Genomic DNA, 19,849 nt, shown 5'->3' with positions numbered 1-19,849 from the left:
GTCAGCCTCCGATCCGCGGCGGTACCGCGCGCGCGGCCTTCTTCTCTTCCTGCTTGGCGAACGCTTCCTTGGCCAGTTCGGCCACGCCGGCGATCGACCCGATCACGCCGCTGGCCTCCATCGGCATCAGCACCAGCTTCTGGTTCGGCGAGGTCGCCAGTTCCTTGAAGGCTTCCACATACTTCTGTGCGATGAAGTAGTTGATCGCCTGCACGTCGCCCTTGGCGATCGCATCGGACACCATCTCGGTTGCCTTGGCTTCGGCCTCGGCCAGACGCTCGCGCGCCTCCGCATCGCGGAACGCGGCTTCCTTGCGGCCTTCGGCTTCGAGCACGGCGGCCTGCTTCTCGCCTTCGGCACGCAGGATCTCGGACTGGCGCGAGCCTTCGGCTTCCAGGATCTGCGCGCGCTTCTCGCGCTCGGCCTTCATCTGCCGCGCCATCGCGTCGAGCAGGTCGCGCGGCGGCTGGATGTCGCGGATCTCGATGCGGTTGACCTTCACGCCCCACGGGTTGGTGGCGTGATCAACCACGCTCAGCAGCTGGGCATTGATCACCTCGCGCTGGCTCAGCGATTCGTCCAGGTCCATCGACCCGATCACGGTGCGGATGTTGGTCTGCACCAGGGCGATCATCGCCACTTCCAGGTTGGCCACTTCATAGGCCGCCTTGGACGCATCGAGCACCTGGAAGAAGACCACGCCGTCCACGCGGACCGCGGCGTTGTCCTTGGTGATCACTTCCTGGCTGGGCACGTCCAGCACCTGCTCCATCATGTTCACCTTGCGGCCCACGCCGTAGACGATCGGAATCAGGAAGTGCAGGCCGGGGGACATGGTGTGGGTGTAGCGGCCGAAGCGCTCGACCGTCCATTCGTAGCCCTGCGGCACCATGCGCACGGCCTTGAACAGGATGACGACGGCCACGAAGGCGAGCACCAGCGAGAACAGCATGGTCGGAAACATCGGAAACTCCTTTCCCTGTGATGGTCCGATTGTACGGTCAGTTGCGCTGCGACACCCGGTTCAGGTACCGCGGGGCGCGAACATGATCACCGTCATGCCGGCCAGGCACAGGCCGACGCCGAGCAGATCCCAGCGGCTGGGACGAATGCCGTCCACCAGCCACAGCCACATCAGCGCGGTACCGATGTACACGCCACCGTAGGCGGCGTAGACGCGGCCGCTGGCGGCCGGATGCAGGGTCAGCAGCCAGGCGAACAGGGCCAGGCTGGCCGCTGCCGGCAGCAGCAGCCACACGCTGCCGTCCTTGCGCAGCCACAGCCACGGCAGGTAGCAGCCGACGATTTCGGCCACGGCGGTCAGCACGAACAGGAGCAGCGTGTTCACGCGCCGGATTCGTCGTTTTTGACCTGCTGCCAGAGGCGTTCCTGCGCGTCCAGGTCCAGCGCATCCATGCGCTGCCCGGCAGCGGCGGCGTGGGCCTCCATTGCGCGGAAGCGGCGCTCGAACTTGTGGTTGGCCTGACGCAGCGCCGCGCCGACATCGACCTTGGCATGCCGGGCCAGGTTGGCGCAGACGAACAGCAGGTCGCCGAGTTCTTCCTGCAGGCGCGCGTGGTTGTCGTGGACAGCACCGTGGGCGAATTCCGCCGCCACCTCATCCAGTTCCTCGCGCACCTTGTCCAGCACCGGCTGCGGGCCGGGCCAGTCGAAGCCGACCCGGGCCGCACGCGCCTGCAGCTTCACCGCCCGCTGCCACTCGGGCAGCCCGCGCGAAATGCCGGCCAGCGCGGAGGTATCGGTGTGGCCCTTGGCCGCGCGTTCGGCGCGCTTGATCGCCTCCCAGTTCAGGTTGACCTGGTCGGCGTCGTCGACCTGCACGTCGGCGAAGATGTGCGGGTGGCGCCGCTGCATCTTGTCGCTGATCGAACGCGCGACGTCGGCGAAGGCGAATTCGCCCTGCTCGCTGGCCATCTGCGCGTGGAAGACCACCTGCAGCAGCAGATCGCCCAGTTCGTCCTTCAGGTCATCCAGGTCGCCGCGATCAATCGCGTCGGCCACTTCGTAGGCCTCCTCGATGGTGTACGGGGCGATGCTGGCGAAGTCCTGCTGCAGGTCCCACGGGCAGCCCTGCGCGGGGTCGCGCAGGCGCGCCATGATCTGCAGCAGGCGGTCCAGTTCGGCGCTGGGGGTCATGCAACGTCCTCGGTGGGGTCAGGCGGGCAACCAGTCGCGCCACGGCAACCGGGTATCGCCCAGGGCGATGAAGTCGCCGTTCAACAGCGTATCGCGGCGGTTGTAGCGGAACGGCTTGCCGGTGGCCGCAGACAGCACCGCGCCACCGGCCGCGTGCAGCACGCACTGGCCTGCGGCGGTGTCCCATTCGGCGGTCGGGCCCAGCCGGGGGTAGACGTCCAGCGTGCCTTCGGCGAGGCGGCAGAATTTCAGCGACGAGCCCTGCGCGACCAGCTCGATTTCGCCCATGCGGTCCAGCAGCGCCTGCGTCTGCGGGCTGCGGTGCGAGCGGCTGGCAGCGACGTTCAACGGGGGCACGGCCGGCGTGCGGGTGCGCAGCACCGAGTCGCGCATGCCGTCGCGGCGATACGCCAGCTCGCCGCGCATCGCGTGCCAGACCGCGCCAGTGGCCGGCGCCAGCACCACGCCGAAGGCCGGTGCGCCCTGGTAGATCAGCGCGATGTTGACGCTGAATTCGTCGTTGCGTTTGACGAACTCGCGGGTGCCGTCGAGCGGGTCGACCAGCCAGTAGGCGCCCCAGTGCTGGCGCACCTCCCACGGCACCTGCGCCGATTCCTCGGACAGGATCGGCAGGTCCGGGGTGAGCTGGCCAAGGCCGCGCTCGATCACCTGGTTGGCGGCCAGGTCGGCGGCGGTGAGCGGGCTGTGATCGGATTTGATCTCCACATCGAACGCCGTGGCATACACCGCCATGATGGCGGCGGCGGCGTCCTGGGCGATGGCGATGACGGTTTCGCGCAGATCCGTCGTGAGTTTGATCATTCCCGGCGTCCCAGCCACTCACGGGCGATGAACAGGGCCGCCAGCGATCGCCCTTCGGAGAAGTCCTCGCGCAGCATCAGCTGGTCCAGCTCGGCCAGCTTCCAGGGCACCACCTCCAGCTCCTCGGGTTCATCGCCGACCAGGCGTTCCGGGTAGAGGTCGCGGGCCACCACCAGCCAGGACTGGTGGCTCATGTAGGTGGGCGCCAGCGTCATCGCGCGCAGCACATCAATGCGGCGGGCACCGTAGCCCGCCTCTTCCTTCAGTTCGCGGTCGGCGGCCTGCTCGGGGCTTTCGCCGGCATCGATGCGCCCTTTGACCAGGCCCAGCTCGTAACGGTGCACGCCGGCCGCGTATTCACGCACCAGCAGCACGGTCTCATCGTCCAGCATCGGCACCACCACCACCGCACCGTGGCCCCGGCTGACCAGGCGCTCGAAACGGCGGCGTTCGCCGTTGGAGAATTCCAGGTCCAGGTGCTGGCGCTGGAAGGGCCCGCTTTCCTCGTCCGTGATCTGGTGGATGATGGGCAGGCGACGGCTCATGCGAACAGGCTCTTGGATAGAATGTGTGCAGGTGAAAACGTGTTCATGAGCCCGAAATGCTAGCAGACCCAGCCCCCCTCACGCTGGCCGACCGGTGGCGGCAACGCGACCTGGCTGTGCTGTGGCACCCGTGCACGCAGATGCGCGAGCACCCCGACACCCTGCCCCTGGTGCCGATCGCGCGTGGCGAAGGCCCGTGGCTGATCGACCATGATGGCCGCCGCTACCTGGATGCGGTCAGCAGCTGGTGGACCAATCTGTTCGGTCACGCCGAACCCCGCATCGGCGCCGCCATCGCGCACCAGGCCACGCAGCTGGAGCAGGTGATGCTGGCCGGCTTCAGCCACGAACCGGCGGTGGCCCTGGCCGAGCGCCTGCTGGCGATCGCACCGCGGCAGCCCGGGCGCGACCCGCTGGCCAAAGTGTTCTACGCCGACAACGGGTCGGCCGGGGTGGAAGTGGCCCTGAAGATGGCCTTCCATTACTTCCGCAACCGGGGCGAGACGCACCGGACCCGGTTCGTGGCACTGGAGAACGGCTACCACGGCGAGACGCTGGGCGCGCTGTCGGTCGGGGACATCCCGCTGTACCGCCGGGTGTACGCGCCGCTGCTGACCGAGGCGTTGTTCGCGCCCTCCCCCGATGCCTATCTGGCCGAACCCGGTCAAAGTGCGGCCCAGCGCGCCCATGAGGCCGCCGACCGCCTGGCCGACCTGTTCGACCAGCATCCCGGCGAGATCTGCGCGGTGATCCTGGAGCCGCGTCTGCAGTGCGCCGGTGGCATGCGCATGCACGACCCGGTGTATCTGCAGCGGGCGCGTGCCCTGTGCGATGCCAATGGCGCCTTCCTGATCGCCGACGAGATCGCCACTGGCTTCGGTCGCACCGGCACGCTGTTCGCCTGTGAACAGGCCGGGGTGATGCCGGACCTGCTGTGCCTGTCCAAGGGCCTCACCGGCGGCTTCCTGCCGCTGGCCGCGGTATTGACCACCCAGGCGCTGTACGACGCGTTCCTGGATGACTCGCGCGAGCGCGCCTTCCTGCACTCGCACAGCTATACCGGCAATCCGCTGGCCTGCGCCGCTGCCCTGGCCACGCTGGACATCTTCGCCACCGAAGACGTGATCGCGCGCAACCGCGGCACCGCCGAGGTGATGCGTCGGCTGGCCGCGCCGTTCGCCGACCATCCGCATATGGCCGACGTGCGCCAGGCCGGCATGGTGGTGGCCTTCGAGCTCACCCGCAACGGCGACAGACGCACCCCCTTCCCCGCCGAGGCGCGGATCGGGCTGCGCGCCTACACCGCGGCGCTGAAGCGCGGCGTGGTGCTGCGCCCGCTCGGCAACGTGCTGTATTGGATGCCTCCCTACTGCGTGGAGGACGAACACCTGGACCTGCTGGCCCAGACCACCCTGGCCGCCATCGAGGACGCCACCGCATGCGCGTGACCCGCAGTTTCATTCCGACCGCCCTTGCGGTCGGCCAGACCGTGTCGCTGCCCGAGGACGCGGCCAACCACCTGGTGCGCGTGATGCGCCTGCGGGAGGGCGATGCCTGCGTGCTGTTCAACGGCGATGGGCATGACTACACCGCAACCCTGGTCGAAGCAGGCAAGCGCGATGCGCAGGTGCGCATCGACGACGCCCGCGAGGTGGCCAACGAATCGCCGCTGCACATCACCCTGCTGCAGGGCATCGCGCGCGGCGAGAAAATGGACCTGATCCTGCAGAAGGCCACCGAGTTGGGCGTGAATGCCATCGTGCCGGTGAACGCCGAGCGCACCGAAGTGAAACTGGATGCGGCGCGCGCGGAAAAGCGCCTGGCGCACTGGACCAGCGTGGTGGTCTCGGCCTGCGGCCAGTCCGGCCGGGCGCGTGTGCCTGCCGTGGCCGCGCCGCAGTCGCTGCTCGATGCAGCCCGCAGCCTGCCTGCCGATGCCCTCAAACTGACCCTGGACCCCCTCGGCGAGCACCGCCTCTCGACCCTGCAGGCGGCGCCCGGCGGTGTGGTGATCGCGATCGGGCCGGAGGGCGGCTGGTCGCCGCGTGACCGCCAGGCACTGCAGCAGGCCGGCTTCCAGGGCCTGCAGCTGGGCCCGCGCATCCTGCGCACGGAGACTGCCGGGCTGGCGGCGATTGCGGCCGTGCAGGCGCGCCTGGGCGATCTGGGATAAGGCGCGCCACGACCCCCGGTCGTGGCCTGCCGGTCACGCTACCGGGTGGGCCTGGTCCAACGCCGCTTCCAGCGCGTCCAGGTCCGGCAGCAGCGCGCTCTGCTCGCCCAGCAGCACACGCATGTGCACGCCCTGCGGCAGGGTTTCCTCGGAGGCATCGGCCAGCAGGCCGTCGCGCGGGACGGAAATCAGCTGCGGGAAGCTCTGGGTCAACAGGGCGAAATAGGGGCGTTGTGCATTGCCGCCCAGCGCCTTGAGCACCACCACCTTGTTGTTGCCGTGCACCGGCTCGTCGCCGAGCCCGGACAGGCGCGCGAACGAGAGCAGCGGCACGTCCCAGCCGTGCCACGCGATCTGCCCCACCAGCCACGCGGGCGCGTCGGCGATCGCCTCGACCGGCACTTTGGACATCATTTCGGCGACCGTGGCGTTGGGCAGCAGCACGCGCTCATGCCCGGCCTGGATCAGGACACCGCGGATTTCATCGTTGTTGGCGTAGCTCATGGGCTCTGGTTCCTGTGGTGGGCGGCGGCGTGGATCACGCGTCCCCGCCCCAACGATCGGCGATGACCTGGGCCAGCTGCTGCGGCTCACCGGCCTCCATGCCGGCGGCGACCACCGCATTGGCGGCGGTCGGGTCATAACAGCCCTCGCCCACCTGGCCCGCAACCCAGGCACCGGCCACGGCCAGCGCGAGCACGTCATCGACCTGGCCGGCATCGGCACCGCTGAGCAGCACCACCGCACTGTGCGCGGGCGGCAGCGCGCCGACCTGGATGCCGTGCGCATCGGCAACGAAATGCAGGCCGCGGTTGTGTACGGTCACGCCGATGTCGTCGGACAGGATGTACACCTGCCCGGCCTCCACCGGCTGCGCGGCTTCGGCCAGCACCACCGGCAAGGCGGAGACGCGGGCCATCTGCTTGACCAGGTTGCCGTAGCGGCCGCCGTCCAGGCGCATGTGCACCAGCACCGGCGTGGCCAGCGTGGCCGGCAGGCCAGCCAGCAGCCGGCGCAGTGCATCCGGGCCGCCGATGCCGGCCAGCACCAGCACCGCACCGGGTGCGGCACTGCCCGGGTCCACGTCGGCTTCCAGTGCCACCAGCGACAGCCGCTCGCTGTCGAAGACCGGCGACGGCGCGGTGGAGACGGCAGGCGCAGCGGCAGGCGTGCCGTGGTCATCGACCAGGGACCAGCTGCTGTGATCGCCAAGCGCGGCCAGCGGCAGCGGCGGCGGACCCGCCGGCGAGGCCACGTCGGCCGTCACCGGCACCGTTTCCGGTGACGACTGCAGGCCGGCCAGCGCTTCTTCCAGCGACATCGGCTCACGGATGCCCGCCGGGGCCTGGTAGAGGCCGTCGGCCGGCACGTCGGTCGCTGCGTCGAACGCCTCGCGGACGTGGAAGTCCAGCGGTGCATCGGCGTGCAGCTGTGCCGGGGTGGTCGGCAGGCCGGGTTCGGGTTGCAGCAGGTGGTCCTGCTCCGAGCCCGGCGGCAGCACGTCCTGGTGGCCGTGCAGCTTGGCGGCCAGGTGACGCGCCCACCGCTGGGCTTCCCAGCCATCGCGACGGGCGGCCAGTTCGGCCTCATCGAAGATCAGGGTCAGCGCGGGCGATGCCAGCACCGGGTCCAGCCGTTCCAGCGCATCCTCGATGGCCGGCTCCAGCGCGATCAGCACCGCGCCCGGATCGGCATCGCGCAGCGCCTGCGGCTCCAGGGTATTGGGATCGTCTTCGAACACCAGGCGTGCGCCGGCGTGGCCGAGCGCATCGCGCAGGCGGTCACGCGCCGCACCGGCACGGGCCAGCAGCGCCACCGACAACAGGGGATGGGAGTCACTCGCGGACACGGGCGATCCCCAGCAGGTCGTAAACGTTTCGCATCAGATCCAGTTCCTGGTACGGCTTGCCCAGGTAGCGCTGGACACCGATTTCGAACGCACGCTGGCGGTGCTTGTCGCCGCTGCGCGAGGTGATCATCACGATCGGCACCTGCTGGTAACGCGGATCGGCGCGCATCGCGGTGGCCAGTTCATAGCCATCCATGCGCGGCATCTCGATATCCAGCAGCATCAGATCGGGCACGCGCTCCTCCAGCCGCTCCAGTGCTTCGACACCGTCGCGGGCGACGGTCACCTCGAAGTTGTGGCGCTCCAGGATGCGGCCGGTGACCTTGCGCATGGTCAGCGAGTCGTCCACCACCATCACCAGCGGCACGTCGCGGTCGCTGACCTGGGTGGTCACGGCGATCGGCTTATGCGGATTGGCCAGGAAACGGCGCACCAGCGGCGCGACGTCGAGGATGACCACGACGCGGCCATCGCCGGTGATCGTGGCGCCGTAGATGCCCGGCACCGACGCGATCTGCAGGCCCACCGGCTTGACCACGATTTCGCGGTTGCCGAGCACCTGGTCGATGGCCACGGCTGCCCGCAGGTCGCCGGCGCGCACCAGCAGCAACGGTACCTGCGCCTGGCCTTCGGCACGCGCCTGGGCCTGGCCGACCAGGGTACCCAGGTCGTGCAGAGCGAACTCTTCGCCGCCGTAGTGGTAGACACCGGCGCTGGTGGATTCGAAACGCTCGCGGGAGATGCGGCCGATACCGCTGACCGACGCCACCGGCACCGCGTAGGTGGTGTCGCCGATCTGCACGAACACCGCCTGGGTGACCGCCAGCGTCTGCGGCAGGCGCAGCGTGAAGGTGACGCCCTGCCCGCGCACGGACTGGATGTCCACCGAGCCGCCGAGCTGGCGCACTTCGTTGTGCACCACGTCCATGCCCACGCCACGACCTGCCAGCTGGCTCACCGTATCGGCGGTGCTGAAACCGGAGGCGAAGATCATCGCGTCCAGTTCGGCGTCGCCGAGCACGGCATCGGCCTCGATCAGGCCGCGCTGTTCGGCGCGGCGGCGGATCGCATCGCGGTCCAGGCCGGCGCCGTCGTCGGCCACTTCCAGCACGATTTCCGAGCCTTCGCGGCGCAGGCGGATGGCGATCTCGCCCTCTTCCGGCTTGCCGGCGGCACGGCGCTGCTCCGGTGTTTCAAGACCGTGTGCGACCGAGTTGCGCAGCATGTGTTCCAGCGGCGCGACCATGCGGTCCAGGACGTTGCGGTCGAGTTCGCCGTGGGTCCCTTCCAGCGTGACATGCACCTGCTTGCCGGTGTCCTGGCCGGCCTGACGCACCACGCGGCGCAGGCGCGGCACCAGCCCGTCGAACGGCACCATGCGCGCGCGCATCAGGCCATCCTGCAGTTCCGAGCTGACGCGCGACTGCTGCTGCAGAAGCACGTCGTACTGGCGCGACAGATCGTCCAGCACGCCCTGCAGGCCGCCAAGGTCGGCCGCCGATTCGTTCAGCGCGCGGCTGAGCTGCTGCAGGGTGGAGAAGCGGTCCAGTTCCAGCGGATCGAACTTGTGGTCCGCCTGATCCTGCTCGCGCTGGTAGCGCGCGACGATCTGCGCTTCGGTTTCCAGGTCGAGTCGGCGCAACTGATCGCGCAGACGGGCGTTGGTGCGATCCAGTTCGGACATGGCCCCACGGAACGCGCCCAGCTGCTGCTCAAGCCGCGAACGGTAGATCGCCACTTCACCGGCATGGTTGACCAGGCGGTCGAGCAGATCGGCGCGCACGCGCACCTGTTCCTGCTGCGGCCGCGCCATCGCGTCGTCGTCGCCGGCCACTTCCAGCGGCACCGGCGCGGACAGCGGCGCGGCCACCAGGGCGGCGATCGCGTCGGCCACCGCCTGATTGCGGTCTTCCACCACCGGGGTTTCCGGCGGCGCGCTGTCTTCGACCACGACCACGCGGCCCTGGGTACGCTGCTCGAAGGCGGCGATCAGGTCCTCGGGCATTGCCACCGTGCGGTGATCGCCGGTGCGGGTGAGCATCTGGTGCAGGCGGTCGAAGCCACGCTCCAGCAGGTGCACATCGCTGCGGTCGATGTCGGTGCGGTTGGCGGCTACTGCTTCCAGCAGCGACTCGATGCCGTGGCCCAGATCGCCGATCGGGTTGATGCCGGCCATGCGCGCGCCACCCTTGAGGGTGTGCAGATCGCGCTGCAGCCCGGCCAGCACGTCGCGGTCCTGCGGTGCGGCGCGCAGCTCGCTGATCAGCCCATCGCAGTGGTCGAGCAGGTCCTTGCCCTCCTCCACGAAGATGTCGACCAGCTCCTGGTCGAGCACGCTGAAGTCCAGCGCGTCGGCGGCGTCGGTGGTGTCCGCCACGACCGCTTCGGCGTCGGCATCGGTATCGACGTCCGTATCACTGTCGGTGTCGACGCTGGCAGGCGATGCGGGCGTGTCGATCGATGCATCGACCGCGACCGTTGCCTGCTCCAGTTCGAAGAACGGCGTGGGCGCCACCAGCGTTGCGGTGTCATCCAGCGTTTCGGCGAAGGCCTCTGCCTCACCGTCGTCATCGTTGCTGGCTGCCAGCCCGATCACGCCGGTGACAGGCGCGTCCTGGCCGTCCAGCGTGTCGACCACGGTCAAGCCGTCATCCAGCGCCTGCTGTGCGTCCACCGGCTCGCCGAAGGACGGCACCGGCGGCAACACGTCGTCCAGGGCATGAGCGTCCGCCTCGAGAGCGTCCTCGTCCTCGTCGCTGAGTGCATCGGCGTCGGCGTCGAACGCCGGCAGCGCGGTATCGATCGCGTCGTGTTCTGCCGGCGCGGCGCCGGCGGGGTCCTGGACCACGCCGAAGTAGCGCGACAGGTCGTCGGCGGCGGTCAGCTCGACCGCGTCCAGACCTTCCGCTGCGGCATCGTTGCCGGCGGTGTCCAGCACGGCATCCACCGCGACAGCCACGTCGGCATCGGCGTCGTCGGCGCTACCGGCCGCAGCGGCCGCCGTACCGGTGCCGAGGGCCGCCGGGAGCGATGCTTCGTCGAGGAAACGGGACAGGTCGTCGCTGCCCGTCAGGTCGCCGATGGACAGGGCCAGCGCGTCTTCGTCCGCCAGATCGGCAGCGTCCACGACCAGCAGACCGTCGGCCTGGATCTCCGCGTCCTGCACGGTCACATCGTCGGACGCGTCGGCACGGGCGAACCCGGCCGCGTCGACGTCCTGTACGGACGCGTCGGCGTCGGACAGCACGTCCTCGTCCAGTGCGTCGGCGACCACAGGCTGTTCGGCGTCGCTGACTGCGACAGCATCGATGACCTCGATGAACTCGTCAGCGTCAGCGTCGGAGGGTCCGTCGATCCCGGCCGCGTCGACATCCGCAGTCGTCCCGCTGTCGACCACCGGCACGGCGTCGATGACCTCGACGGCCTCGACCACCGCCACGGCGTCGGCGTTGACGTCGGCGTCGAAGTCGGCGTCGAGCGGGTCCAGCTCCGCCGTCTCCGCATCGAACGCGTCGTCGTCGGCCAGCGCCGGCCAGCGCGCTTCGGGCAGCAGATCGGCCAGCGCCTGCAGGCGTGCGGCCAGGTCATGCTGCACCGGAATGCGCGGGAACTCGGTCTGCAGCGCGGTCATGGTCAGCGTGATCGCGGAGGCGGCATCGCGCAGCGCTGCCACGCCGTCCGCATCCGGGGTCGCATCGGCGGCCAGCGAGCGCTTGATGAACGATTCTGCAGCCCCGGTGACGGCGGTGATTTCCGGCACCTCGGTCATCGCGAACGCACCGTTCATGGTGTGCATGGCGCGCAGCAGAAGATCGGTCACCGGCGCCGGGGTCACCGCCGCCGAATCCAGCCACGCGTGCAGCGTGGTCAGGTGGGTGTCGACCTCGGCTTCGAGGATCTCGCGCAGCACGCTGTCGATATTGGCCGGCGTACCGGCATCGACCACGGCGTCTGCCGGCGCGTCGAGCGCGGGCTCGACAGGCGTCTCGGCGACCGTCTGCTCCGGCACGGGCGCGGCCACGGGTGCCGGGCGCTGCAGCGGAACGTGGAAGGTCTCTTCACCGGCCGCAACGCGGTCGGCGATGGCCTGCATGGCCTGCAGGTCCGCGGTCACGCGGCTGCCATCGCGCAGCGCGGCATTGAGCTGCGGCAGCACTTCATAGGCCTGGGTGACCATCGCGACCACCGCCGGGGTGGCCGCGCGGCTGCCGTCGAGCACGCGGTTGAGCATGCCCTCGACCTTCCAGCTGAACTCGCCCAGGGTGCGTGCGCCGACCAGGCGGCCGCTGCCCTTGAGGGTATGGAAGACGCGGCGGATCGGGCGCAGGCGGTCCAGGTTGTCCGGAGCGGCGCGCCACACCGGCAGCAGGTTGCCCAGGTTCTCCAGTTCCTCGTCGAACTCCTCGATGAAGACGTCGCGGATGTCCTGGTCGATGTTCTCGCCGTCGTCCTCGAAGCCGGCATCGATGCTGGCATCCACGGTATCGGCATCCGCCGTGAGCGCGGCCGGCGCCTCGACGGGCTGGGTGGTGAACTGGGCCGCGGCGGCATCGAGATCGGCCAGGAAGCGGGCCGATTCGTCGTCGAGCTCGATCTTGCCGATCACCGCTTCATGCACGCCGCCGGCGCTGACCGGAGCCAGCGGCACATCAACGGCACGGGTGTCCTCGGGCAGCACATCCTGCGCGGCGATGTCGTCGGCCGGTGCCGGTGCCGGTGCGTCCGCAGCCGGTTCCCCGTCGTCGGACACGGCAACGGCGTCGACGCTGTCGGCGGCCCTGTCCTGCAGGAAGGTCGGCAGTGCGTCCACGTCGAACGCATCCGGTTCGGCCAGGTGCGCGGCCTCCTGGACATCATCCTGGACGTCCAGCGACAGCACATCGTCGGCGTTGCGCAGGTCATCGTCGAACGTGAACTCGATCGGCTCGTCGCTGATCTGCAGCACGTCATGTTCGGCGGCCACCGGGTCGAAGCCGGCTGCGAAGCCCGCAACGACGGTGTCATCGACCACCGCCACGGCATCGGTGTCGTCGTCGTCGTCGGTGCGTGCAAGGGCGTCGTCGACGCCGCTCCCGGCGGTCTCGACGTCGATGCTCTGCAGCGTCGGCTCGAGGTCCCATGCGGCCGGCGCCGCCGGCGCCTCGGCCTGCACCGGATCGAAGGCGGCAAAGGCCGGTGCGACCTCCTCCTGCGACTGGACCGTGGACAGCTCCCAATGGGGCGCATCCGGTGCCACCGGCGCGGTGGAGGCGTTGAATACCAGCGCAACCGGCGCCGCCGGTGCGGGCGGTGCAGGCAGCGGGTCGAAGGTGAAGTCCGGCAACGGCGGCGGCTCGCTGCCCACCTCGGGCGCGGCGAAGGGGGCCGGCTCGAACGCGATCGGCGCTACCGACGGTGCATCCCACTCGGCCACGTCGATGCGCTCGGCCGCAACCGGCAGCGCCTCGGCGCTGGTGTCGGCGGGCACGCTGTCGGCATCCGGCAACGGCCAGTAACGCAGGGTTTCCAGGCTGCTGCGGGTAATGTCCAGAATCTCGTCGCGACCGGGACGGCGTTCGCGCAGCGCTTCCAGGTAGTACTCCAGGCTGGCCATCGCATCGGCCAGCGTATCGAGCTGGCGACCGCTGGGAACGCGCTGCTTGCCGATCAGCTCGACGGCAATGTACTGGCGCACGCCCTGCAGGTAGTCGGCCGGCACGGCCAGGTCCAGCATGCGCAGCGCGCCGGACACCTCGCCCAGCAGGCGCGGTACTTCCTGCAGCTGCGCGTGGCTCCAGTTGGTTTCGATGAAGGCGACGAAGTGCTCGCGCGCCGCGGCGAAGTTGGCGATCGCCTCGTGGGCGAGCACCTCCACCGTACGGCGGTTCTCCACCGCGCTGGGGTCGTCCTCGCCACTGCCGCCGGCGCCCAGATGAGCGACCTGGTCGTCCAGCGAGGCATCCACGTACAGCAGCGCGCCGGCGATATCCAGCAGCAGGCCTTCGTCGATCTGCTGTTCGCCGTCGACCACGCTGCGCAGCGCATCGCGCTGCTGCACGACCACGCCGCGGGCAACACCCAGGCCCATCATGCCGAGGGTATCGGCCACCGCGCCCAGCTCGTTGACCTGGGTCTGCAGCTGCACCGGTTCGCCATTGGTGCGCAGGTGCAGGTCGAGCGCATCCTTGATGCGCAGCAGTTCTTCCTTGACCGCGTTGCCCACGGTGTCGAGCAGCTCGCGGTTGCGGCCGCTCAGGCTGCCGCGCGCGTGGTCCAGCTCGGCTTCGGTGGCGCTGGCGCTGTCCGGCGCGAAGGCGAACAGCACGCTTTCGTTGATGCCCGGCGCGGCACGCGCGGCACGGATGTCGTTGAGCAGCGGCAGCAGCACGATGGGGATATCGCGGTGGCCGTTCTGCAGGCGCTCCAGATAGTCGGGCAGCAGCACGCTGCCGCGCATCAGGGTTGCGCAGGCTTCATCGCGATCGGGCACCTGACCGGCGCCGATTGCATTGGCCAGCTGCTCCAGCTCCTCGGCCACCATCGCCGGGGCGTACAGCTCGACCATGCGCAGGGTGCCCTGCACCTGGTGCAGGTAGCCGGCGCAGAAGCGCATGCGGCCGCCATCGGCCGGGTCTTCCACGAAGTACTCGACCTCGTGCCGGACCTGGCGCAGGGTTTCGTCCAGCTCCGGCTTGACCCAGCCCAGGGCAGCGTGGCTCATCGCATCGCGCAGCGTGCTCATGCCACGGCTCCGGGCAGGTTCGCGCACAGGATGTGCTGGGGATTGTGGCGATGCATCATCTGCTGATTCCTTCCCTCTCCGCCCTGCCGGACGTTCACGCCGGCAGCTTGAAGTCGGCAACCGAGCGGCGCAGGTCGGCCGCCAGCTGTGCCAAATGGCCGATCGACTCGGCGGTCTGTCCCGCACCCTGCGAGGTCTGGCCGGTAATCTGACGGATCACGCCCATCGTGCGGGTGATGTCCGATGCGGCGGCCGACTGCTGCTGAGCGGCGATCGAGATGTTCTTGATGAGGTTGTTGAGCGCGTTGGACACGCGTTCGATTTCGGTCAGGGCGGTACCGGCGTCTTCGGCCAGGCGCGCACCGGACACCACCTCGGCGGTGGTCTGTTCCATCGAGCTGACCGCTTCGTTGGTATCGGCCTGAATGGCCTGGACCAGGTTTTCGATACGTCGGGTCGCGCCGGAGGTACGTTCTGCCAGGCGCTGCACTTCGTCGGCCACGACCGCGAAACCGCGACCTGCTTCACCGGCCGAGGCCGCCTGCACGGCGGCGTTCAACGCCAGGATGTTGGTCTGCTCGGAAATGTCGTTGATCAGTTCCACGATCGAGCCGATTTCCTGCGAGGACTCGCCCAGGCGCTTGATGCGCTTGGAGGTTTCCTGGATCTGGTCGCGGATCTGGTCCATGCCCTGGATGGTTTCGCGCACCACGCCGGCACCTTCGGCGGCGATGACCACCGAGCGCTGGGCCACGTCGGCCGACTCGGCCGAGTTGCGCGACACCTGTTCAATGCTCGAGGCGATTTCGCCGATGCGGTCCGAGGCCGAGGTGATCTGGTTGGCCTGGTGGCCGGCTGCTTCGGCCAGCTGCATGGCCGTGGCCTGCGTTTCCTGGGTGGACACGGCGACCTTGGCCGAGGTGTCGTTGATGGTGGTCACCAGGTGGCGCAGTTCGTCCACGGCGTAGTTGATTGCGTCGGCGATTGCGCCGGTCATGTCCTCGGTCACCGAGGCCTTGACCGTCAGGTCGCCTTCACCCAGCGAGCTGATTTCGTCCAGCAGCCGCATGATCGCCTGCTGGTTGCGGCTGTTGAACTCCACCTGGGTCTGGTAGCGCAGCTCCTGCTCGCGCGAACGGCTGCGCACGGTGCTGCTGACGAAACCGACGATGGCGATCAGCGACAGCGCGCCGGAGATCACGCCCAGCCAGAAGTTCGGGAACAGCCGCGTATCGCGCACCGAACCGAACGAGGAGAAGGCTTCAAACAGCTTCTTGCTGTCATCCAGCATCCTGCCGGCGCCGGCGGTCAGTGCCGCGGCCGACGACTGCGCGGCGAACAGCTGGCGCGAGCTGGCCAGGATCGCGTCGGCGTCCTGCTTCATCGTGTCCCACTGCTTCTGCGACTGCTCCAGCGCGGTCAACGCGGCGGCGTTGCGGACCGGGCTGATGCCCAGCTCCTCGTTGCCGTTGCGCAGCGCGTCGAGCACCTGGGTGAACACCACCGAGTCGCGCGCCAGCGCATCGCCGGCGGCGGCGGCATTGGCGCCACCGGCGCGCATTTCGGTCACGCGGCGGGCCATCGAGCCCACCACCACGACCTGCTGCAGGGCGTTGTAGACCTGCGAGGCGGGCGCGCCGCCGGCCGACATCGCGCGGACCACTTCATTCAGCTGCGCCTGCAGCGCAGGCACGCCATTGACGAAGTTGTTGGCGTTGCCGGCCAGGGCCAGCACGGCCGGCTCGCTCGCGACCAGCTGGCCGGCGCTCTTGCCGAGCGGTTCCCAGGTCTGGCTGAGCTGCTCCAGCGGCCCGGACACGTTGGCTTCGTTGCCGTAGCGCCCCTTCAGGCTGCTGACCGTGCCTTCGATGCGGGTCTTGGTGTCCTTGAACGCGGTGAACGCCTGCGCGTTGCCCGAGACCGCTTCACGGCCCTGGTTGGCCAGCTGCTGGGACAACACCTGCAGATCGGCCGCGCCGGTGCTGGCACCGGCCAGGCGACTGCCCTGCCAGGTGGCCACGCCGGTGTTGACGCCGAACACGATCATCGACAGGGCCAGCAGGCCCAGCCAGAAATTGGTTCCCACCGAGCCCAGCTTGCCGGCCTTGGCGGATTCCGAAGCAGTACTCATGGTTCAACCTCGATCTTCAATGCGGTGAGACAGACGGCGACGTTCAGGCCGCGGCCTGCCTGAATTCGGGGGTGCGCGACAGCAGCGACAGCGAGAACACGCCCCAGTCATGACCATCGCCGTGGAAGGCGCGGTCGACGAAGTGGCCGTAGCGGCCTTCGGCGAGATCGCCGGCCGCCACGTCCTGGTCCTGCTCGAAGCTGCGCTGGCCGAACAGTTCATCGATGGTCAACGCGACGTCGCCGCCGGCCTGGCGCATGATCAGCACGCGCTGGCCTTCCTGCTGGACGGTGCGCTCGCCTTCCATGAAATATTTCAGATCGACCACCGGGAACAGGTTGCCGCGCAGGTTGCCCACGCCCAGCAGCCACGGCTGCGCGCCGGGCACCGGGGTCACCGGCGGCATCGGCACGATTTCAACCACTTCGCGGAAGTCGGAGACCAGCCGGCGCTTGCCGACCCGGTAGCCGACGCCACGCCACAGATCCTGCGAAAACTGTCGTTCCGGCAGCTGCACGGCATGGACCAGGCTGCGCCGTTCGTAGGCTTCCAGGATGTCGAAGGGAGAGCGCATCAGACCACCAGTTCGTTGATCCGCGCGATCAGTTCCTCCTCGCGCGGCGGCTTGACGATGTAATCGGCCGCCCCCTGTCGCAGCCCCCATGCCTTGTCGGTTTCCATCGCCTTGGTACTGACGATGACCACCGGAATGTGTTTGGTCGCCGCGTCGCGCGCCATTGCGCGGGTCGCCTGGAAACCACTCATGCCCGGCAGCACGACGTCCATCAGCACCAGCTGCGGCAACTGCTCGCGCACGAGCTGGAGCCCGTCCTCGGCGTTGTCCGCTTCCAGTACCTCATGGCCGGCCTTGCGCAACCATTGCGTGAACACCGCACGGTCGGTCGGTGAATCCTCGATCAGAACGATTCGAGCCATTGTGCCTTTCCCCCCTGGTCAGGCGTTTACGTATGTGCGGATGGCACCCAGCAGTTCTTCACGCGTGAATGGCTTGGTCAGGTACTGCTCCGAGCCGACGATGCGCCCGCGCGCCTTGTCGAACAGGCCGTCCTTGGAGGACAGCATGATCACCGGCGTGGACTTGAACAGCTGGTTGCCCTTGATCAACGCGCAGGTCTGATACCCGTCAAGACGCGGCATCATGATGTCCACGAAGATGATCTGCGGTTGCTGGTCGGCAATCTTGGCCAGCGCCTCGAAACCATCGGTCGCGGTCACCACCTCGCAGCCTTCGCGCTTGAGCAGTGTTTCCGCGGTCCTGCGAATGGTCTTCGAATCGTCGATGACCATGACCCTGAGCCCTGCGAGTTCCCCACCCGCAGCCATGTTTTCAGTCATTACCTTTCCCCGAGCGCGCGACGCTTCTGCTGGTCTGGCGTCGCTGCGAAAGCGTATCTATATCCCAATTCCGGCGCAGGCTTCAAGCACCGCGGCTGCCGCCAAGCGGGCCGCGGGTCCCGGGGCGCCGCCGGACCCGGAACTGCGCAAACCCGCGCCCGCCCCCGGCGCCGGCGGACACTGCGTTGCAGCCGTGCCGGGCAGGCAACCGGGGCCCATTGCCGCTACCATCATCGCCCTGCCCGCCAGGTTGCGACCATGCCGTTGAACGTCATCGTGGTGATGGACCCCATCGCCCACATCAAGATTGCCAAAGACACCACCTTCGCCATGCTGCTGGAAGCCCAGCGGCGGGGCCATGCCCTGCACTACGTCGCCCCGGGCGGCCTGGCACTGCAGGACGGCCAGGCGGTGGCCCGGACCGCACCGCTGCAGGTGCGCGACGACGCGCAGGACTGGTTCACCCTGGGCGAATTCAGCCAGACCGCGTTCGGCCCCGGCCAGGTGGTGCTGATGCGCAAGGACCCGCCGGTGGATGCCGAATTCATCTACGACACCCACGTGCTAAGCGTGGCCCAGCAGGCCGGCGCGATGGTCGTGAACGACCCGCAGGGCCTGCGCGATTTCAACGAGAAACTGGCCGCGCTGCTGTTCCCGCAGTGCTGCCCGCCGACCCTGGTGAGCCGCCGCAACGCCGACCTGAAGGCCTTCGTGCTGGAACACGGCCAGGCCGTGCTCAAGCCGCTGGATGGCATGGGCGGGCGCTCGATCTTCCGCAGCGGCACCGGCGACCCGAACCTGAATGTGATCCTGGAAACCCTGACCGACGGCGGACGTACGCTGGCGCTGGCGCAGAAGTTCATCCCCGACATCACCGCCGGCGACAAGCGCATCCTGCTGGTGGACGGCGAGCCGGTGGACTACTGCCTGGCGCGCATCCCGCAGGGCGACGAGTTCCGCGGCAACCTCGCCGCCGGCGGCCGCGGCGAAGGCCGCCCGCTGAGCGAGCGCGACCGCTGGATCGCCGCGCAGGTCGGGCCGGAAATGAAGCGCCGCGGCATGCGCTTCGTCGGCCTGGACGTGATCGGCGATTACCTCACCGAGGTCAACGTTACCAGTCCTACCTGCGTGCGCGAGCTGGATGCACAGTTCGGCCTCAACATCGCCGGGCTGCTGTTCGATGCGATCGAGGCCGGCCTGCCGCAATGAGTGCCCGTGTCGCTCCGGCGCCCAGCCCGCAGGCGCGCGAGTCGCAGCGGCTGGGCGCGACCCTGACCCTGTCGGCGATCGTGCACGGGCTGCTGATCCTCGGCGTGGGCTTTGCGGTCAGCGACCAGGCGCCGCTGGTGCCGACCCTGGACGTGATCTTCAGCCAGACCCAGACCGCACTGACGCCGAAGCAGGCCGACTTCCTCGCCCAGGCCAGCCAGGTCGGGGGCGGTGACCACGACAAGGCCGAGCGGCCGCGCGACAACCAGGCCGGCATCGTGCCGCAGCCGCAGGCCGGTCTGTCGCCGGTGCCGCAGCAGCGCCAGGATGCGGCCAGCCCACCGCCACCGCAGGCGCGCGTGATCAGCAGCCGCAACAGCGCCGATACCGTCGCCAGCGCGCAACCGCAGCCGCTGCCCGAGCACCCCACCCCGGACGCACCGGTCACGGCACGCGAACAGCGCGACGCGGAGATGGCGCGGCTGGCGGCCGAAGTGCACCTGCGCTCGGCGCAGTACGCCAAGCGCCCCAACCGCAAGTTCGTGTCGGCCAGCACCCGCGAGTACGCCTACGCCAACTACCTGCGGGCCTGGGTCGACCGTGCCGAACGCGTGGGCAATCTGAACTACCCCGATGAAGCGCGCCAACGCCGGCTCGGCGGCCAGGTGGTGATCACCGTAGGGGTCCGCCGCGACGGCAGCGTGGAAAGCAGCCGCATCCTGCGCAGCAGCAACAGCCCCCTGCTCGACGCCACCGCGCTGCGCGTGATTGCCCTGGCCCAGCCGTTCCCGCCGCTGCCCAAGACCGACGACGGCGTGGACATCCTGCAGGTCACCCGGACCTGGGTGTTCCTGCCGGGCGGCGAGCTCCGCGACGACCGCTGAGC

The 19,849-nt window shown here is 69.1% G+C and carries 16 protein-coding genes; 4 read left to right on the top strand and 12 right to left on the bottom strand.

The window, feature by feature from the left end:
- Position 1: 1 nt before the first annotated feature.
- Genes ACO6VK_RS01250 through nudE form a run of 5 tightly spaced genes read right to left on the bottom strand, consistent with a single transcriptional unit; the run spans position 2 to position 3,524 of the window.
- Positions 2–964 (bottom strand): SPFH domain-containing protein, encoded by a 963-nt coding sequence (locus ACO6VK_RS01250; RefSeq protein WP_017354599.1) that lies wholly within the window; start codon positions 962–964, stop codon positions 2–4.
- A gap of 60 nt (positions 965–1,024) precedes the next feature.
- The gene (locus tag ACO6VK_RS01245) at positions 1,025–1,348 is read right to left on the bottom strand and encodes a YnfA family protein (protein ID WP_422505078.1); all 324 of its coding nucleotides are present in this window, start codon (positions 1,346–1,348) and stop codon (positions 1,025–1,027) included.
- Positions 1,345–2,157: a nucleoside triphosphate pyrophosphohydrolase gene (gene mazG, locus ACO6VK_RS01240; RefSeq protein ID WP_422505077.1), complete on the bottom strand. Its 813-nt coding sequence runs from the start codon at positions 2,155–2,157 to the stop codon at positions 1,345–1,347. Before mazG ends, ACO6VK_RS01245 begins: the two co-directional genes overlap by 4 nt.
- 18 nt (positions 2,158–2,175) lie before the next feature.
- On the bottom strand, positions 2,176–2,979 hold the full coding sequence (cysQ, locus tag ACO6VK_RS01235) for a 3'(2'),5'-bisphosphate nucleotidase CysQ (RefSeq protein WP_422505076.1): 804 nt from the start codon (positions 2,977–2,979) through the stop codon (positions 2,176–2,178).
- The gene (nudE, locus tag ACO6VK_RS01230; RefSeq protein WP_422505075.1) at positions 2,976–3,524 is read right to left on the bottom strand and encodes an ADP compounds hydrolase NudE; all 549 of its coding nucleotides are present in this window, start codon (positions 3,522–3,524) and stop codon (positions 2,976–2,978) included. The genes cysQ and nudE overlap by 4 nt, the downstream gene beginning before the upstream one ends.
- A 56-nt stretch (positions 3,525–3,580) precedes the next feature.
- Here nudE and bioA point away from each other — a divergent pair, with 56 nt between their 5' ends.
- Together bioA and ACO6VK_RS01220 are read left to right on the top strand one after the other, a co-directional pair.
- The gene (gene bioA / locus ACO6VK_RS01225; RefSeq protein WP_422505074.1) at positions 3,581–4,972 is read left to right on the top strand and encodes an adenosylmethionine--8-amino-7-oxononanoate transaminase; all 1,392 of its coding nucleotides are present in this window, start codon (positions 3,581–3,583) and stop codon (positions 4,970–4,972) included.
- Entirely contained in the window at positions 4,963–5,697 is a 735-nt protein-coding gene (locus tag ACO6VK_RS01220) for a 16S rRNA (uracil(1498)-N(3))-methyltransferase (protein WP_422505073.1), read from the top strand. The genes bioA and ACO6VK_RS01220 overlap by 10 nt, the downstream gene beginning before the upstream one ends.
- Positions 5,698–5,730: 33 nt before the next feature.
- Here ACO6VK_RS01220 and ACO6VK_RS01215 read toward each other — a convergent pair whose 3' ends face one another.
- From ACO6VK_RS01215 to pilG, 7 genes are all read right to left on the bottom strand, one after another.
- Entirely contained in the window at positions 5,731–6,201 is a 471-nt protein-coding gene (locus ACO6VK_RS01215) for a chemotaxis protein CheW (protein WP_422505072.1), read from the bottom strand.
- A 34-nt stretch (positions 6,202–6,235) separates the two neighbouring features.
- Complete coding sequence (locus ACO6VK_RS01210; RefSeq protein WP_422505071.1) at positions 6,236–7,546, bottom strand: chemotaxis protein CheB; 1,311 nt, start codon at positions 7,544–7,546, stop codon at positions 6,236–6,238.
- Positions 7,533–14,267: an Hpt domain-containing protein gene (locus tag ACO6VK_RS01205; protein ID WP_422505070.1), complete on the bottom strand. Its 6,735-nt coding sequence runs from the start codon at positions 14,265–14,267 to the stop codon at positions 7,533–7,535. The genes ACO6VK_RS01210 and ACO6VK_RS01205 overlap by 14 nt, the downstream gene beginning before the upstream one ends.
- Positions 14,268–14,361: 94 nt before the next feature.
- Entirely contained in the window at positions 14,362–16,398 is a 2,037-nt protein-coding gene (locus tag ACO6VK_RS01200; protein WP_422505069.1) for a methyl-accepting chemotaxis protein, read from the bottom strand.
- Positions 16,399–16,441: 43 nt separating this feature from the next.
- Entirely contained in the window at positions 16,442–16,972 is a 531-nt protein-coding gene (locus tag ACO6VK_RS01195; protein WP_422505068.1) for a chemotaxis protein CheW, read from the bottom strand.
- Entirely contained in the window at positions 16,972–17,334 is a 363-nt protein-coding gene (locus ACO6VK_RS01190) for a response regulator (protein ID WP_422505067.1), read from the bottom strand. Before ACO6VK_RS01190 ends, ACO6VK_RS01195 begins: the two co-directional genes overlap by 1 nt.
- Before the next feature lie 18 nt (positions 17,335–17,352).
- Complete coding sequence (gene pilG, locus ACO6VK_RS01185) at positions 17,353–17,754, bottom strand: twitching motility response regulator PilG (protein WP_017356958.1); 402 nt, start codon at positions 17,752–17,754, stop codon at positions 17,353–17,355.
- A gap of 258 nt (positions 17,755–18,012) precedes the next feature.
- On the opposite strand from pilG, the gene gshB reads away from it, so the two are divergent.
- Positions 18,013–18,963, top strand: a complete 951-nt coding sequence (gshB, locus tag ACO6VK_RS01180; RefSeq protein ID WP_422505066.1) for a glutathione synthase — start codon at positions 18,013–18,015, stop codon at positions 18,961–18,963.
- Positions 18,960–19,847, top strand: a complete 888-nt coding sequence (locus tag ACO6VK_RS01175; RefSeq protein WP_422505065.1) for a TonB family protein — start codon at positions 18,960–18,962, stop codon at positions 19,845–19,847. Before gshB ends, ACO6VK_RS01175 begins: the two co-directional genes overlap by 4 nt.
- The last annotated feature ends 2 nt before the right edge of the window (positions 19,848–19,849 follow it).

The organism is Stenotrophomonas sp. GZD-301 (assembly GCF_049310345.1).
In the GTDB taxonomy this organism is placed as follows: Bacteria; Pseudomonadota; Gammaproteobacteria; order Xanthomonadales; family Xanthomonadaceae; genus Stenotrophomonas.
Note: the sequence above shows the minus strand (reverse complement) of the source record. Positions and strands in the feature narration are given on the sequence as shown.